The sequence below is a fragment of the Saccharopolyspora aridisoli genome (assembly GCF_004348445.1).
Lineage (GTDB): Bacteria > Actinomycetota > Actinomycetes > Mycobacteriales > Pseudonocardiaceae > Saccharopolyspora > Saccharopolyspora aridisoli.
In genome coordinates this window covers 217,025-233,352 of sequence record NZ_SMKV01000004.1, presented here as the reverse complement: position 1 = coordinate 233,352, position 16,328 = coordinate 217,025, and the positions used below count along the sequence as shown (strand labels likewise).

General features: G+C 69.3%; 13 protein-coding genes. 9 read left to right on the top strand and 4 right to left on the bottom strand.

The window, feature by feature from the left end:
• Positions 1 to 76: 76 nt before the first annotated feature.
• Positions 77 to 700, bottom strand: coding sequence for a helix-turn-helix transcriptional regulator (locus E1161_RS05005; RefSeq protein ID WP_207920106.1), 624 nt, complete (start codon positions 698 to 700; stop codon positions 77 to 79).
• 265 nt (positions 701 to 965) lie between these two features.
• On the opposite strand from E1161_RS05005, the gene E1161_RS05000 reads away from it, so the two are divergent.
• The 5 genes from E1161_RS05000 (at position 966) to E1161_RS04980 (ending at position 7,491) form a co-directional block, all read left to right on the top strand.
• Complete coding sequence (locus E1161_RS05000; protein ID WP_132620034.1) at positions 966 to 2,222, top strand: hydrolytic protein; 1,257 nt, start codon at positions 966 to 968, stop codon at positions 2,220 to 2,222.
• Between the two features lie 136 nt (positions 2,223 to 2,358).
• Complete coding sequence (locus E1161_RS04995) at positions 2,359 to 4,131, top strand: hypothetical protein (RefSeq protein WP_132620032.1); 1,773 nt, start codon at positions 2,359 to 2,361, stop codon at positions 4,129 to 4,131.
• Between the two features lie 83 nt (positions 4,132 to 4,214).
• Positions 4,215 to 5,495 (top strand): MFS transporter, encoded by a 1,281-nt coding sequence (locus tag E1161_RS04990; RefSeq protein ID WP_132620030.1) that lies wholly within the window; start codon positions 4,215 to 4,217, stop codon positions 5,493 to 5,495.
• 14 nt (positions 5,496 to 5,509) lie between these two features.
• A complete protein-coding gene (locus tag E1161_RS04985; protein WP_207920105.1) occupies positions 5,510 to 6,589 on the top strand; it encodes an NAD(P)-dependent alcohol dehydrogenase in 1,080 nt (359 codons plus the stop codon).
• A 2-nt stretch (positions 6,590 to 6,591) separates the two neighbouring features.
• Positions 6,592 to 7,491: a helix-turn-helix domain-containing protein gene (locus E1161_RS04980; RefSeq protein ID WP_132620028.1), complete on the top strand. Its 900-nt coding sequence runs from the start codon at positions 6,592 to 6,594 to the stop codon at positions 7,489 to 7,491.
• Between the two features lie 24 nt (positions 7,492 to 7,515).
• Here E1161_RS04980 and E1161_RS04975 read toward each other — a convergent pair whose 3' ends face one another.
• Positions 7,516 to 8,238, bottom strand: a complete 723-nt coding sequence (locus tag E1161_RS04975) for a FadR/GntR family transcriptional regulator (RefSeq protein WP_235874791.1) — start codon at positions 8,236 to 8,238, stop codon at positions 7,516 to 7,518.
• A 169-nt stretch (positions 8,239 to 8,407) separates the two neighbouring features.
• Between E1161_RS04975 and E1161_RS04970 the strand changes: the two genes are divergently transcribed.
• Entirely contained in the window at positions 8,408 to 10,075 is a 1,668-nt protein-coding gene (locus tag E1161_RS04970; protein WP_132620024.1) for an L-lactate permease, read from the top strand.
• Positions 10,076 to 10,114: 39 nt separating this feature from the next.
• Entirely contained in the window at positions 10,115 to 11,329 is a 1,215-nt protein-coding gene (locus E1161_RS04965) for an alpha-hydroxy acid oxidase (protein WP_132620022.1), read from the top strand.
• 53 nt (positions 11,330 to 11,382) lie between these two features.
• On the opposite strand, the gene E1161_RS04960 is transcribed toward E1161_RS04965, so the two are convergent.
• Entirely contained in the window at positions 11,383 to 12,234 is an 852-nt protein-coding gene (locus E1161_RS04960) for a TetR/AcrR family transcriptional regulator (RefSeq protein ID WP_132620083.1), read from the bottom strand.
• A gap of 239 nt (positions 12,235 to 12,473) precedes the next feature.
• Between E1161_RS04960 and E1161_RS04955 the strand changes: the two genes are divergently transcribed.
• Both E1161_RS04955 and E1161_RS04950 read left to right on the top strand, forming a co-directional pair.
• Positions 12,474 to 14,195 (top strand): BCCT family transporter, encoded by a 1,722-nt coding sequence (locus E1161_RS04955; protein WP_268951367.1) that lies wholly within the window; start codon positions 12,474 to 12,476, stop codon positions 14,193 to 14,195.
• Positions 14,196 to 14,614: 419 nt separating this feature from the next.
• Positions 14,615 to 15,445 (top strand): alpha/beta fold hydrolase, encoded by an 831-nt coding sequence (locus E1161_RS04950; protein WP_132620020.1) that lies wholly within the window; start codon positions 14,615 to 14,617, stop codon positions 15,443 to 15,445.
• Positions 15,446 to 15,531: 86 nt separating this feature from the next.
• On the opposite strand, the gene E1161_RS04945 is transcribed toward E1161_RS04950, so the two are convergent.
• Positions 15,532 to 16,284 carry an SDR family oxidoreductase gene (locus tag E1161_RS04945; RefSeq protein WP_132620018.1) on the bottom strand — a complete coding sequence of 251 codons (753 nt, stop codon included), beginning with the start codon at positions 16,282 to 16,284 and terminating at the stop codon, positions 15,532 to 15,534.
• Between the last annotated feature and the right edge of the window lie 44 nt (positions 16,285 to 16,328).

Genomic DNA, 16,328 nt, shown 5'->3' with positions numbered 1-16,328 from the left:
CGTCCGGTTCTGCTCGCGTGCCCAGGAATCGACAGGCACGAGAACGGGAAGAGCCGCCGCCCTTTCGGGCACCGAGTCAGATCAGTCCCTGCCGCATGGCGTAGCCGACGGCGTGCGCGCGGTTGCGCAATTGCAGGCGCGTGGTCACCTCTTGGAGGATGTTCTTCACGGTGCGTTCGGAGTAGGACATCTTGGTGGCGATCTCCTTGGTGTCGAAGCCGTCGGAGATCAGCCGCAGCACTTCGCCTTCCCGCGAGGTCAAGGTGGAGAGCGTGGCGCCGGCGGTGTCCGAAACGCCGCGCTGCAGGCGGCTGACGTGGTCGAGCAGCCTGCCGAGCATGTCGCCGGGCAGCACCCCCTCGCCGCGGACCAGCGCCGTGATCAGCCCGACCAGCCGGTCCTGAGTCGCGTCGCGGCGGCGCAGCACGGCCGCGACACCGCACTCGATGGCGGTCTGCAGCGCGTCCTGCCCGAACTCGCCGACGATGAGCCCGGTGCGGACCGACGACGTGCGCTGCAACCTGCGCAGCACCTGCTCGGACTCCTCGTCCAACCGGTCGACCACGACCAGCGAGACCTCGGCCCGCTCCTCCTCTTCGGTTCTGAGCACCTCCACCTCGGGTCGCGGGCGAAGCTGGTGCGTGACGCCGCTCGCCAGGATCGGATCGGCCGCGCATATCGCGACCGCAACTCTCGTCATCGGTTCTCCTCCCCAGGACACCCCTCTTTCAAGTGATACGCGAAATCGGGGCGCTGGGGCACGGCCATTCGGGCATGAAGAATTCGACGTGCGCCCGAGATGACCGCTTTCGGCGCACATCTGAGCGGAGAACGCTTTCGTGCAAGGAATTTGGAGAACCAGAACGCGAGGGCAGGGGCGATGCCGCTGCGGGCACGCGCGTTGCCTCGGCGCTGCCCTCGACGCCCTGCCTCGGAAGGGAGCGGGACGCCTAGATTCTGGCCGTGTGACGACATATGCCGAATTCGACGGCGAGCGAGTGGAGGTAAGCCCGGGCGGTGAGGTAGCGGCGACTTTCACCGTGGGCAACAACACCGACATCGTCGAGGCCTACGAGTTCGAAGTCGTGGGGGAGTGCGCCGCCTGGACGACGGTGCAACCCGACCGGCTGCCCGTCTACCCGGGTGAGCGGGGAACCGTCACCCTCGTCCTCCGCCCACCGCTGTCGTCCGAGGTGCGGGCGGAGGAGGTTCCGCTCGCCGTCCGGGTCGTTCCGGTCGAGCAGCCCGGCCTGGTCGCGGTGCCGGAGACGACCGTGGTCGTCGCGCCCTTCCACCGGTTGCGAGCCGCGCTCACGCCGCAACGCCGCCGCGCGTGGCGCAGCGGGCGGTTCGAGGTCTCGGTGCACAACCAGGGCAACACGCCCCTCGCGGTTCCGCTGGAGGCGACCGATCCCGCGGAGGAGCTGAAGTTCTCGCTCGACTCGGCGCAGGTCGCGCTGGAGCCCGGCGAACGCGCGGACGTCCGGTTGCGGGCCCGCGCGGGCGGTCTCATCTGGTTCGGCAAACCGGCCGCCAAACCGTTCCTGGTCAGGGCATCCCCTAGCGCGGAGGCCACGCCCGGGGAGCCGTCGCTGGAGGAGCTGGACGGCGAACTGGTGCAGCTGCCCCTGCTGCCGAGGTGGTTGCTCGCGCTCCTGGCCCTGCTGCTCGCGTTGCTGCTGTTCTGGTACACCCTGGCGCTTCCGGAGCTCAAGTCCGCCGCGCAGGAGGCGGCGCAGGAACGCGCGGAGCAGCTGGCGGCGGAGGGAAAGCTCGCGCCGCCACCACCTGCGGAAGAGCCGAAACCCGGCGGCCCGGGGGAGGGACAGCCACCCCCGCCACCGCCGAACCCCCTGGAGACCGGGCAGCAGCACTCGGCCACGATCGAGGTGACCACGAGGACCGGAGACTCCGGGGACGAGTCCTACACCGTGCCTGAGGGCCAGGAGTTCTACATCACCGACCTCGTGCTGGCGAACTACCAGGGCGACGAAGGCGTGCTCACCATCGAGTTCGACGACCGCGTCATCACCACCATCGCGCTGGAGACCTTCCGCAACCAGGACTACCACTGGGTGACCCCGATCAAGGTTCCGAGCGAGGCGGAGGTCGTGGCGACGGTGCGCTGCGCGCGGCCGGGAACCCCGCCGTACGGCCCACCGGCTCCGCGCTGCGTCCAGCAGCTCAACGTCAGCGGCGCACTGGCGGCCGAACCCCGCTGACTCGCATGTCCACTCAGTACGTGGAACATCTGGAACCGTCGCACGAGAAGGGGACGTTCGATCGAAGACGATCTGCCCGCGGCTGTGCCCTTCGATACCTGTTGCACGAGGACCACCGGTGTGAAGCTCGGTCTCGATGGGCAACGCGCGGAGCAAGGAACCGGAACGGGACCAGGTCAAGTCCACCCACGCCGGCACGCGCCCACAGGTAGCTTCTGGCCTGCGGCGAGCGCCGGGCGAGCTCGCCCCGGCCGACGTCCTCTCGCTGCAACAACGAGCGGGCAACCGCGCCGCCACAGCGGCGGTGCAGCGGACGGCCGGGGACGGGCAGCGGACGGTGGGGGCCCCGACCGGCGGAGGGCGATTGGGCGAATGGGTCAACGCCCAGAAGGTGAAGTCCGACCTGCTGAAGCGGCTGAAGAGCGGTCCGCTCTTCGACGACGGTGAGGTGCAGCAGATCCAGCAGCAGGGCGGGAACTGGCTGGAATCCGCCGGCATCGGGACCTACGAGGCCGCCCTGGCGTACGCGGAGAAGGGCAATTACGAGGACTGGCTGAGGCTTTCGCCCGGGCGGCGGCTGCTCATCGCCACGTTGGAGTACCGCGGCGCCGTTCGCGACAGGCAGCAGGACAGCCCGGCCTACACCCTCGGCCGCACGTTGACCGCGAACAAGTCGTCGGCGGAGGAACGCGAGCAGCTGGACGCCGAACGAGACGAGCAGATCCGCAACACCTTCGTGGACACGCTGCACCCGAGGGAGCCGTCCGGGGACGGCGCCACCGCCGAGCAGAACAAGCAGGCCCACGCGCAGCAGCTGCTCACCCGGGTGTTCCTCGCCCTGCAGAACGGCCTCAAGATCCGGCCAGGGCCGGGCGAGGAGCACATCGACTACCGCGACGGGGATGTGGCGCGGGCGCTGGCGCACGGCGGCCGGGTGAACATCCGCATCCCCGAGCTGTCCCGGCGAGGTGCCGGGCGCTTCGAACTGGCGCAATGGCTGGAGATGACCGACGCGCAGGGCGAGCTCACCGACAAGGTCTTCGAGCGAAAGTACGCCACCCACCACATGTCCATCAGCGACGACCGCGTCGGTGGTGAGGGCGCTTTCAAGGAGCGCGGCGGGGCGCTCGCCGCGCTCCGCAACAAGAGGCCGTTCGGCTCGAAGGACGAGAAGGTGCGACTGGCGGGCGTGGACGTGGGCATGGGCGGCATGGGCAGCCTCGACTGCAACGGTGATGTGATCATGCCCGATGGCGCGCACGGCCACCTGCTGCTGATCTACACCCCACCGCGGCTGGGCAGGGCGGGCGCGCTGGAAGTCGGGCTGGAGACGCTCGCGCCCGAGAACGAGAACAGCCCGGTCGGGTACGTGCACAACTGGCGCTCGACGGAAGCCACCAGCAACCCGGAGTCCAGCGCGCACGGCCACAAGCGCGACAAGATCGGCGCAGGCAAGCTGCGGGACAACCAGCGCTACGTCAACCTCGCCGAGTTCCCCCAGCCGTGGGTGAACTTCCTGCGCGACCTGGAGCGGGATTACAACGCGCTGATGAGCGCGGCGAGAAACCGGGACGAGGAACGAGAGCTGGTGTCACGCCTCGTCGGCCGCCGCGGCGAAGCAGATTCCCAGCTGAGACCGATACGGCCGTTTGACATCGCGAGTGCAAGGTCCGGGCCCTCCGGAACGGAGGGCCGAAGCCGATCGAACGACCGATCGAACGACCGATCGAAGGACCGATCGAAGGAGGGGTCGACGCGCCGGTCGGTCGGCCTCGGCCAGGGGCGACGCGGGCCGAGTGCGGTGGTCGCGGCTCGCGGTAGCGGTTCGGGGTCTCCTCGCGCAACCGCGCACGAAAGTATCAGCGCGGGCCGTTCGAACTGTCTAGTTCGCTCCGCCGTGCCGACATAGTTTGTGGGCATCAGGCACCTCTGGCGTGTGATCTCCCTCGTCAGGTGCTGCCCAATCGGTGTCCACAAAGGAGTGACTCCCGCATGTTCGGCATGCCGCGGCGCCTGCTGTTCGGCTACCTCGCCCTCGCCGTTTTCATGACCGGTGATGGTTTCGAGCTCACGTTCTTGTCCCGCTTCCTCGTCGAGAGCGGCTTCTCGCCCACTCAGGCGGGTCTCGTCTTCACCGTGTACGGGCTGGTGGTCGCCTTCTCGGCGTGGACCACCGGCGTGCTGGCCGAGATCGTCGGCGCCCGGCGCCTGATGGTGCTCGGCGGCGTCCTGTGGATGGTCCTGCACGTCCTGTTCCTGACGGTGGGGCTGCAGAGCGTGGTCGGCACGATCCTGATCTACAGCTTGCGCGGGGTGGCTTACCCGCTCTTCATGTACTCGTTCGTGGTGCTCATCGCCCAATCCGTTCACCCCGGCCGCCTGGCCTCGGCGATGGGCTGGTTCTGGGCCTCGTTCTCGCTGGGCATCGGCGTCATGGGCGCCTACCTGCCCAGCCTGCTGGTCCCCGTGATCGGCGAGTACGCCACGCTCTGGGCCTCCCTGATCTTCGTCGCGGCCGGAACGGCCATGTGCGCCTTCCTCGTCCCGGGTGCCCCGCCGGAGGCTGACCGCTCGCGGGGGCTCGTCGGCGAGGGCAGGGCTCGGGAGCTGCTGCGCGGGGTGACGATCCTGGTCGAGAACCGGCAGATCGCGCTGTCCGTGGTCATCCGGGTGCTGTGCAACCTGACGCTCTACGCGTTCCCGATGATGATGCCGCTCTACCTGACCACCGACGGCGTCGGTGGTCAGGCGTGGTTCTCCCTGTCCGAGTGGATGACCTTGTGGGCGATCACGAACGCCATCACGATCGGATCCAACATCATGTGGGGCCGGCTCGGTGACCGCTACGGCTGGATGCGCCAGATGCGCTGGTACGGCTTCGGCGGCATGGCGATCGCGTCCCTGGCCTTCGCCTACTTCCCGGTCTGGTTCGGGCCGAGCTTCGTGCTGATGATCGTTCCCGCCGTGCTCTTCGCGCTGTCGGTCACCGCATTCGTGCCCATGGGCGCGATCTTCCCGGCGCTCGCACCGGAGCACCGGGGGGCGGCGATCTCCGCCCACAACCTCGCCTCCGGGCTGACCACCTTCGCGGGTCCGGGCATCGCCACCGCCCTGCTGCCGGTGATCGGCCCGATCGGCGTGTGCTGGGCCTTCGCGGTTCTGATGGTGCTGGGCACCATCACCACCTTGTTCATCCACCCACCCCAGCCGGGCATCACCTCGGAGACCGGCCGGATGCTCCCGCGCCGCGAGCGCCTGGCCCAGACCGCCTGAAAGGACCTGCGACGATGAACCCCACGACCGTTCCGACCCCGCAGGAGAAGACGATGGACGCCGTCGTCCTCGAACGCCCGCAACAGATCCGGATCCGCCCGGTCCCGGGCCTGGGCAAGGTCGGCCCAGGCGAAGTGCGCATCGGCGTGCACACCGTCGGCATCTGCGGCAGCGACGTCCACTACTACACCCACGGGCGGATCGGGCCCTACGTCGTCGAGGCTCCCATGGTGCTGGGCCACGAAGCCTCCGGCACCGTCCTGGAGGTCGGTGAGGGCGTGACCCACCTGGCCGTCGGCGACCGGGTGTGCGTGGAACCGGGCATCCCGAACCCGCGTTCCCGCGCCTCCCGCCTGGGCATGTACAACGTCGACCCCGACGTGCGGTTCTGGGCCACCCCGCCGGTGCACGGCTGCTTGCAACCGGAAGTCGTTCATCCGGCCGACTTCACCTACAGGCTGCCCGACCAGCTGCCCCTGGAGGAGGGTGCGCTCATCGAGCCCTTCGCGGTGGCCGTCCACGCGGTGACCAAGGCGGGGATCTCACCTGGTGACGTGGTCGCCGTCGCCGGAGCGGGGACCATCGGGGTGCTCACCGCCATCGCCGCCGCGGCCAGCGGTGCGTCCCGCGTCTACATCTCCGACGTCGCGCCGGAGAAGTTCGCCAAGATCGAGGCGTACCCGACCATCCACCCCGTCGACGCCACCCGGCAGGAGCTGGCCGACGTGGTGCGCGAGGCCACCGACGGCTGGGGCGCGGACGTGGTGTTCGAGGCCAGCGGCAACCCGCGTGCCTTCGACTCGCTGTGGGAGACCCCCGCACCGGGCGGGACGGTCGTGCTGGTGGGCATCCCCGTGGACCCGGTGCCGCTGGACGTCGCAGCCGCGCAAGCCCGGGAACTGCGCATCGAGACGGTGTTCCGCTACGCCAACGCCTACTCGCGGGCCATCGAACTGGCGGCTTCCCCGTCGGTGGACCTGGGCGGTCTGATCAGCGCCACGTACCCCTTGGAGGAGGCCGTTGCCGCCTTCGAGCGCGGCGCCGAGGCACGACCCGGCGACACCAAGATCCAGATCAGGGTGGCGGGAGCCTGACCGTGGGTGCCGCCGCGCGGAGCAACTCGGGCGAAACCGCCTCGCCGGTGCGGGAACTGGTGGTCCCGGACCCGTCGAGCTCCGTGCGGTGGCACCAGCACGACTGGCCGCACCCGCTGGCCCGCTGGCACCACCACCCCGAGGTGGAGGTCCACCTCGTCCGCGAGTCCTCCGGCACGATGATGATCGGTGACTACGTGGGTCCGTTCGAACCCGGAAACCTGTGCCTCGTCGGTTCCTCCCTCCCGCACAACTGGATTTCCCACCTCGACGACGCCGAACCGGTGCGCAACCGCGACGCCGTCTTGCAGCTCGACCAGGACCGGTTCTTCGCCGCCGCCGAGGAGCTGCCGGAACTGGAGTCGCTGCGTCCGCTGCTGGACGATGCGGCTCGCGGCATCGAGTTCGGTGGCCGCACGTTGGAGGACGGCACTGCGGCCTTGGAAGCCGTGCAGGGCACCTTCGGCCTGCGGCGCCTGGCCGCGGTCACCGAGCTGCTGAGCGTGCTCGCCGAATCCCCCGAGTCCGACCGCCACTACCTCGACAGCCACGGCGGTTCCTACCGCCTGGACGTCGAGGAGACCGAGCTGTTCAACCGGGCGCTGAGCTACATCACCGACCACCTCGCGGACCGGTTGCTGCTCCGGGACGTCGCCGACGAGGTGGCCTTGAGCCGCGACGCCTTCTCCCGGCTGTTCTCCAAGGCCACGGGCGTGGGCTTCAGCCGCACAGTGAGCCGGATGCGCGTCACGGAGGCTTCCCGCCTGCTGCGCACCACCCGGCTGCCCGTCGCGGAGATCTGCTACCGGGTGGGCTTCACCAACCTGTCGAACTTCAACCGCCAGTTCCGCGCCGTCACCGGCACGACCCCGTCCCACTACCGCCGACTCGACCAGCACTGACCGTGCAGCCCGCTGGAGCCGGGGTCAGCTCCGGTCGGCGGAGAAGTGGTCCCCCCAGCCGTCTCGGTAGAAGCCCCGGATGTGCTCCTCGACGTGCTCCTGCGCTGCGGCGCTGTCGCCGGCTTCCAGCGCCTCGTAGATCGAGCGGTGATCTCTCTTGAGGCCCGCGGCGATCGGGGCCCACGAGTCGCCCAGGTCCCGGAAGGCGTTCAGCAGCGGTCGGCGCATGGATTCGCGGATCGCGATCGTCATGTCGGCGACGAGGCGGTTGCCGCCCGCTTCGGCGATCGCGACGTGGAAATCGGTGTCGAGCTCGTTGAAGCGCTCGCGGTCGCAGTCCGGGTCGTCCATGGCCGCGAGCAGCTCGCGCATCTGTTCCAGGTCGGCCGGAGTGGCTCGCTCCGCGGCGTGCCGAGCGCTCTCGCGTTCCAACATGACCCGGGCGTCCACGACGTGCTGGATGGGGAAGTTGGCCAGCGCCACGTGCAGGCGCAGCAGCCGGTTCAGGGCGCTGCTGGGCGTGGCGGCAACGGTCGTTCCCGCATCGGGGCCGGTGCCGACCGACATGCGCAGAGCGCCCTGCGCTTCCAGCGCGCGGAACGCTTCGCGGACCGCACCGCGGCTCACGCCGAGCATCTGAGCCAGGTCGCGTTCGGCGGGTAGCCGATCGCCCACCTTCAGCTGGCCGGTCACGATCTGCTCTTCGACGCGTTCGATCACGAGCTCGTAGGTCCGTGCGCGCGCCACCGGGCGCCACGATCCGCCCACGCTCGGATCGTCGTCGCTCCCGCTCCCGGCCATCAGCGCCCCCCGAACCTTTACATCCCCTTCTGAGGCTCTTAGGGTACAGCCACCTTGTGGTCCGACCACATAGAGGTCGACATTGGCGGTCTTGACTCAGAGAGGTGTCGCGCCTGTGTACCAACCGGATCTAGCGCCGATCGGCGGAAGCCTGGTGCTCTCGGCGGTGTCGGCCGCACTGCCCCTCGTCACCGTGTTCGTGCTGCTCGGCGCATTCCGGGTGAAGGCCCACTGGGCGGCCCTGTCCGGGCTCGCGGCAGCCCTGGCGGTGGCGGTTGCCGTTTACGGGATGCCGGTCGGCATGGCGTTGTCCTCGGCTGGGCAAGGCGCCGCGTTCGGCTTGCTGCCGATCATGTGGATCGTCTTCACCGCGATCTGGCTCTACCAGCTCACGGTGACCAGCGGGCGCTTCGAGGACCTGCGAACGTGCTTCGGCATGATCTCGCCGGATCCGCGGATCCAGGCCGTGGTCATCGCGTTCTGCTTCGGCGGTCTGCTCGAAGCGCTCGCGGGGTTCGGCGCCCCCGTGGCGATCACCGGCATGATGCTGGTCGCGATCGGCTTCCCACCGCTGCGCGCCGCGGTCACGGTCCTGCTCGCCAACACCGCGCCGGTCGCCTTCGGCGCCCTGGCAACCCCGATCATCACCGCCGGTGAGCTGACCGGGATCCCCTACGAGCACATCGGCGCCGTGGTCGGGCGGCAGACCCCGGTGCTCGCGCTGGCCGTCCCGTTCCTGCTCGTCCTCATCGTCGACGGCCGGCGCGGCCTGCGCGAGACCTGGCAGGCAGCGGCGGCGACCGGCGCCGGTTTCGCGGTCGCCCAGTTCGTCTGCGCGAACTACATGTCGGTGCAGCTGACCGACATCGTGTCCTCCCTCGTGGGCGCGGTGGCGCTGGTGGTCCTCCTCCGCTTCTGGGAGCCTCGCGGCGGTGAAGCGGCGCACGAGCGCCTCGGAGCCGCGATCCCGACCGACGGCCCCAGCGGTGGAGCTGCCGCCACGCGGACGATCGTGGCGGAGCGGCAGCGGCTCAGCCTCGCCCGGACCACGATGGCCCTGTTGCCCTACGTCCTCGTCGTGGCCGTGTTCTCGGTGGTCAAGCTGTGGGAGCCGTTGGGCGACGCCCTGGACGGCACGACCGTGGAGATCCCGTGGCCCGGACTGCACGGCGAGCTGCTGACGGCGTCCGGGGATGCCTCCAGCACGACCGTTTTCAGCCTCAGCTGGCTGGCCTCTCCTGGAAGCCTGCTCCTGCTCTGCGGTTTCGGCGTCGTGGTCGCCTACCGCATCCCGTTGCGCGCCGCTTGCTCCGACCTGGTCAGCACCGCGAAGTCGTTGCGGTGGTCGGCGCTCGCGGTCGTCTGCGTGCTCGCCCTGGCCTACGTCATGAACCAGTCCGGGCAGACCACCACGATCGGCACCGCCATCGCCGCCGCGGGTACGGCGTTCGTCTTCCTGTCCCCGGTGCTGGGGTGGATCGGCGTCGCGGTGACGGGATCGGACACCAGCGCGAACGCCCTGTTCGCGGGGTTGCAGCAGGTGGCCGCGCAGAAGGTGGGCGTTGACCCGGCCCTGCTGGTGGCCGCCAACACCTCCGGCGGCGTGGTGGGCAAGATGGTCAGCCCGCAGAACCTGAGCATCGCGGCGAGCGCGGTCGGCCTGGTCAACCAGGAGGCGACGCTGCTGCGGGTGACGCTGAAGTGGAGCCTGGGACTGCTGCTGGCGCTCTGCGTCCTCGTCTTTCTGCAGGCCACCGTTCTCGCCTGGATGCTGCCGCAGTAGCGGACCGGCCACCGACCCATCGACGAAGAGAGGGAACCCGTGAGCGAGCGTCGAATCCCCCGCTGGTCAGAGCTGAAACCCCTCCTGCGGCCACGGCCCATCGAGCTCGACGGCACCCGGCGCAGGCTCTCCCGGGCGCACACGATCGCTGACCTCCGGCAGCTGGCGCGCCGCCGCACGCCGAAGGCGCCGTTCGACTACACCGACGGGGCCGCCGAGGAGGAGATCAGCTTGCGGCGGGCGCGCCAGGCGTTCCGGCAGGTCGAGTTCCACCCGGCTGTGCTCCGCGACGTCTCCGCGGTGGACCCGTCCGCCGAGATCCTCGGCGCGCGCTCGGCGCTGCCGTTCGCGTTCGCTCCGACCGGGTTCACGCGGATGATGCAGCACGAGGGCGAGCGGGCGGTGGCCCGCGTCGCCGAGCGGGTCGGCATCCCGTTCTCGCTGTCGACCATGGGCACGACGTCGATCGAAGCCGTGGCCCGTTCCGCGCCGAACGCGCGGAAGTGGTTCCAGCTCTACCTCTGGAAGGACCGCGAAGCCAGCAAGGACCTCGTTCGCCGCGCGCTGGAGAGCGGGTACGACACGCTGATCCTCACGGTCGACACCCCGGTCGCGGGCGCCCGGCACCGGGACGCGCGGAACGGGTTGACGATTCCGCCCGCTCTGTCCGCGCGCACCTTCGTCGACGGTGCGCTGCACCCCGCGTGGAGCTTCAACCTGCTCACGACCGAACCGTTGTCGTTCGCCTCGCTGTCCTCCTGGGACGGCACGGTCGCCGAGCTGATCAACACGATGTTCGACCCCACGGTGACGTTCGCCGACCTGGAGTGGCTGCGGGACCTCTGGCCGCACGAGCTCGTGGTCAAGGGCGTGCAGAGCACGACCGACGCCCGCGACGTCGTCGCCGCCGGGGCGGACGCGGTGGTCCTGTCCAACCACGGCGGTCGCCAGCTGGACCGCGCTCCCACCCCCTTGAAGCTGCTCCCGAGGGTGGTCGACGAGCTCCAGGGCCGCGCCGAAGTCCTGTTGGACACCGGCATCCTCAGCGGTGCCGACATCATCGCGGCCGTCGCCAACGGCGCGAACGGATGCCTGGTCGGACGGGCCTTCCTGTACGGCTTGATGGCCGGCGGCGAACGCGGGGTCGATCGCGCGGTGGAGATCCTGAGCTCCGAGATCACCCGCACCATGCAGTTGCTCGGCGTCAGGCGACTCACGGACCTCACGCCGGGGCACGTCACGCTGCCGGGATGAGACCGCGGCCTGAGCGCTGAGCACCGCTCGGTCCCAGGCGTCCGGAACGCGTGCTAGTGGCGGACGATCTCGCGCTCGACGTGGTCGTGCAGCACCTGCCGCATCCGCTCCACGGAACGGCCGGGCCTCGCGGTGAGCACCTGGATGCCCAAGCCGTCGATCAGCGCGGTCAGCGGCACGGTGAGGTCTTCGGGATCGGTGTCGCTGACGAACACGCCCTGCTGCTGGCCTTCCCGGATGGTGCGGGCGATCGTGTCGTGCCAGCGGGTGTAGGAATCTGAGTGCAGCACGCCCATCTCCGGGTTGCGCGCGCTCTCGTTCCACACCTGCAACCAGATCGACCACTCCAGCCGCAGCAGGCCGGGCTTGGGCAGCTGCAGCTCGACGAGCCGCAGCAGCCGTTCGTGCGCGTCGTCGATGCTGTGCAGTTCGGCGACCTGGCGGTCGAACGCCTGCCGCACCGAGTGCCGCAGCGCTTCGGTGAGGAGGTCGTCCCTGCCGGGGAAGTGGTAGTGGATGGTCGCCGCGCTGACCCCGCACGCCTTGGCGACGTCGGAGATGCGCACCGCGTGGTAACCGTGCTCGGCGATCAGGTGCCAGGCGGCGTCGAGGATCTGCTGGTGACGGCCGGCCTCCTGCGCGTCGGTGGTGCGGGCCAGGACAGCCGAGCGCTGCGGGGCGGCGGCAACCGTGTCGGCTTCGTCGCTGCCGTTGATCAGCCAGTTCACCGTGACGTTGCCGACCTCGGCGATGCGGGTCAGCTCTGCGGGGGTGAAGCGCCTGGTGCCTGCCAGCGACTTCGAGAGCTTGGTGGCGTCCAGCCCGATCTGCTCGGCGAACGCGCGCTGGCTGCCCGGGTGAGCGCGCAGCACGTCCTTCACCCGGTCGCGCAACGACGACTCCATGTCCTCCACGACCCCGAACACTAACAGTCATTGCGACAATCGCAACGCGCGAGCTCATCGCAACGCCGCGAGCAGCTGGTGGCAGCGTTGCACGGGCCCAAAACCGCGGGATGAGCTGTGGTTGAGGCGGTCGGCACTTGACGGGGCGAACAAAAGGGCTCAATGTTTACGCCGTTGCGCAACTGACTCATCAGTCGAATCGCAACGCTCTTCCGCTCGGCGAGCGCCCGCTGCCCGGCGTGGACCACACGCACCGGCCGCGGCTCGCCCCCGGCGGGCGGCCGCGAGACACGGCACGACGAGGCGCGGTACGGGATGGCCCGGCCGGCAGGCGTCGGCCACGAGATTGTGGAGGTGCTTCCGTCATCCCTGCGACAGGCGGACAAGTTCGAATCGACCGACGGATCTTCTGGCTCTCGGTGCTGCTGGTGGCCGCCATCTGCGTCCCGGTCATGATCGCCCCGGAACGTGGTCAACAGGCTCTCGACAGCGCGCTCGGTGTGCTGTCCGGCAAGTTCGGGTGGCTCTATCTCTGGTTCGCCGCCGCGGTCGCGGGCTTCCTCGCATGGCTGGCGTTCAGCCGCTATGGCCGGGTGAAGTTCGGCGGTCGCGACGACAGGCCAGAGTTCTCCACCCGCAGCTGGTTGGCCATGATCTTCACCTCGGGCATCGGCGGTGGGCTCATCTACTGGGGCGTCATCGAGTGGTCGTACTACTACGTCGAGCCACCGATGGGCATCCAGCCCCGCAGCACCGAGGCTGCGGACTTGGCCGCCACCTACCCGTTGTTCCACTGGGGATTCACCGCGTGGGGCTTGTTCTGCTTGCCCTCCTTGGCGCTGGCCTACGTCTACCACGTGCGCAAGCAGCGGACCCTGCGGCTCAGCGACGCGTGTCGCGGAGTGATCGGGGACCGGGCCGACGGCTGGCCAGGCCGGATGATCGACGTGCTGTTCATCTTCGGTCTGATCGGTGCCGCTGGCACCTCGCTGGGGCTGGAAGTCCCGCTCGTGTCCGAGGGCATCGCCGCGATGACCCCGTTGGAGAAGGGCACGCCGCTGGACATCGGGATCGTCGTGGTCTGGACGGCGCTGTTCGGCGTGAGCGTGTTCCTGGGAATGCAGAAGGGGCTCAAGCGCCTCGCCGACATCAACGTGTGGCTGGCGCTCGGGCTCGGGCTGTTCATCCTGGTGCTGGGCCCGACGGTGTTCCTGATCGACACCTTCACCCAGAGCTTCGGCATCCTGCTGCAGAACTTCGTGGAGATGAGCTTCTACACCGACCCGGTGGGCGGATCCGGGTTCGAGGAGACCTGGACCATCTTCTACTGGGGCTGGTGGATCGCCTACGCGCCATTCGTCGGCCTGTTCACCGCCAAGATCTCCAAGGGCCGCACGGTCCGCGGGCTGATCGGGGCGATGTGCCTCGCCGGCAGCGCCGGGTGCTGGCTGGCGTTCATGCTGCTGGGCAACACCTCGTTGTACTTCGAGCTCAACAAGGTCGTGCCGGTGGCCGACATCGTGCAGAACCAAGGCGACACGGCGGGCATCATCGCCACCTTGGCGCACCTGCCGCTCGGTTCGTTCGCGGTGGTGGCATTCCTCCTGCTGATGGTGGTCTTCCTGGCCACGACGCTGGACTCCTCGGCCTACACCATGGCCGCGGTGGCGTCCAAGGACCTGCCGCAGGACGTGGAACCGTCGAGGTGGCACCGCGTCTTCTGGGCGATCGTGCTGGCGGGCGTTTCGATCGTGCTGATGTGCACCGGCGGGCTCGAAGCCCTGCAGACCTTGTCCATCATCACCGCGTTCCCGCTGATCTTCGTGCTGATGATCGTCGCGGTGTCGCTGCTCAGGTGGTTGCGAGCCGACTTCCGCGAAGGTGGGGCCGACCAATCGCTCGTGCTCGCGCCCGCCCAGCGCAAGGATCTCGAGGAGGATCCGGTGGTGGCGTCGAAATGACTGCCAAGATCGGGACCGTCCTCACCGGTGGGCGACGGTCCCGATCCGCAGCAGCCTTCGCGCGACGAAGGTCGGTTCGATCAGGCGGCGACGCGCGCTCGTGCGAGGTGCTTGCTGACGCGACGGGCGCGGACGATGGCCGACCCCGGGGTTGCCCACCGCCGGGGCAGGCCTCCCGGAAGGGCTCGCGGCGCAGTTCCCGGCAGCGTAGTGGCGAAGTGGTGTTCGACGGTTCCGGTTCGAGGAAGACGAGCCCTGGACGAGGAGGGGGCGTTCCACCGGTTGAGCCGGCCCGTGGGGCGAGTGACTTAAGGCCCTGGAGGGCTGACCGGGTCGTGCGGAGCATCGGGCGGTGTTGAGTCCAGCTGGACGCGTGGCGCAGGAGCGCCGCGTCGTTCCGCACGTGAGGAAGGAACTGCATGGGCGCCATCACCACCACCGACGGCATGGAGATCTTCTACAAGGACTGGGGTTCGGGCACGCCGATCGTGTTCAGCCACGGCTGGCCGCTCTCGGCCGATGACTGGGACGCCCAGATGTTGTTCTTCTTGGAGCGCGGGTACCGGGTGATCGCCCACGACCGGCGCGGGCACGGGCGCTCCAGCCAGACCGGCGATGGGCACGACATGGACCACTACGCCGACGACCTCGCCGCGTTGACAGCCCACCTCGAGCTGACGGACGCCGTTCACGTGGGCCATTCGACCGGCGGCGGTGAAGTGATCCGGTACCTGGCCAGGCACGGCGAGGCGCGGGTGTCCAAGGCGGCCATCATCAACGCGGTTCCGCCGTTGATGGTCGCGACCGAAGCCAACCCCGGCGGTCTTCCCCGGCAGGCGTTCGACGACTTGCAGGCGCAGCTGGCGGCCAACCGCTCGCAGTTCTACCGCGAGCTCCCGTCGGGACCCTTCTACGGCTTCAACCGGCCGGGTGCGGAGCCCGCGGAGGCCCTCATCCAGAACTGGTGGCGTCAGGGCATGATGGGCGGGGCGAAGGCGCACCACGACGGCATCGTCGCCTTCTCCCAGACCGATTTCACCGATGACCTGACGAAGGTCACCGTGCCGGTGCTGGTGATGCACACCGAAGACGATCAGATCGTGCCGTACGAGAACTCCGGGCCCCTGTCGGCGAAGCTGTTGAAGAACGCGACGCTGAAGACCTACCGAGGCCTCCCGCACGGCATGCCCACCACGCACGCGGAGACGATCAACGCCGACCTGCTGGCGTTCCTGACCGAGGACTCCTGAGGGACCTGATCCCCTCCTCGATACCGGCGTCGAGGAGGAGCGAACTCATCCGCGACCGCTCCGGGGTCGAGTTCGGAGCGGGCCGGTCACCAGACGGTGTAGCCGCCGTCCACGACGAGGTCGGTTCCGGTGCAGTAGCTGCTCGCGTCGGAGGCGAGGAAGACCACGGCCGGGGCGATCTCGCTCGGTTCGGCGACGCGGTTCATCGGGGTGCCCTCGATCCAGGCCCGGCGCCACTCGTCGTTGCTCAGACCGCGGGCGGTCAGCTCGGTGCCGACGTAGCCGGGGGAGATGGAGTTGACCCGCACCCCGCGAGCGGCCCATTCTCCGGCCAACGATTTGGTGAGGTGGATGACGCCCGCTTTCGCGGCGTTGTAAGCGGACTGGGGCTGCGGGCGGTTGGAGATGTGGCCGCTCATGCTGCCGGTGTTGATGATGCTCCCGGAACCCTGCGCGAGCATCCGCTTGCCCGCGGCCCGGCAGCTGTAGAACACGCCGTCGAGGTTCACCGACATCACGCGGCGCCAGTCCGCGGGGTCGAGGTCTTCGCTGGGGTGGTTGTGCACGATGCCGGCGTTGTTGACCGCGACGTCGACGGAACCGCCAACCGTCACCACGTGCTCGAACGCGGCCTCGACGCTGTCGGGATCGGTGACGTCCGCGGCCACGAACTCGACGCCGTGCCGTTCCGCCGACGCCCTACCGGTGTCCGGGTTGACGTCGCAGATGAACACTCTGGCACCGGCGTCTCGGAGACCGAGCACGATGGCCTCGCCGATGCCCTGCGCGCCGCCGGTGACGATCGCGTTCCGGCCGTTGAGCGTGAACAGGTCTGTCATGTTCCCTCCCGGGGTGGTGGACGGCGTCAGGCCGACCCAACTGC

What these genes read in the sequence shown, in the direction of transcription:
- E1161_RS05005 (WP_207920106.1), bottom strand. Translation starts at nt 700, where the DNA reads ATGACGAGAGTTGCGGTCGCGATATGCGCGGCCGATCCGATCCTGGCG.
- E1161_RS04995 (WP_132620032.1), top strand. Translation starts at nt 2,359, where the DNA reads ATGGGCAACGCGCGGAGCAAGGAACCGGAACGGGACCAGGTCAAGTCC.
- E1161_RS04990 (WP_132620030.1), top strand. Translation starts at nt 4,215, where the DNA reads ATGTTCGGCATGCCGCGGCGCCTGCTGTTCGGCTACCTCGCCCTCGCC.
- E1161_RS04985 (WP_207920105.1), top strand. Translation starts at nt 5,510, where the DNA reads ATGAACCCCACGACCGTTCCGACCCCGCAGGAGAAGACGATGGACGCC.
- E1161_RS04960 (WP_132620083.1), bottom strand. Translation starts at nt 12,234, where the DNA reads ATGGAGTCGTCGTTGCGCGACCGGGTGAAGGACGTGCTGCGCGCTCAC.
- E1161_RS04950 (WP_132620020.1), top strand. Translation starts at nt 14,615, where the DNA reads ATGGGCGCCATCACCACCACCGACGGCATGGAGATCTTCTACAAGGAC.
- E1161_RS04945 (WP_132620018.1), bottom strand. Translation starts at nt 16,284, where the DNA reads ATGACAGACCTGTTCACGCTCAACGGCCGGAACGCGATCGTCACCGGC.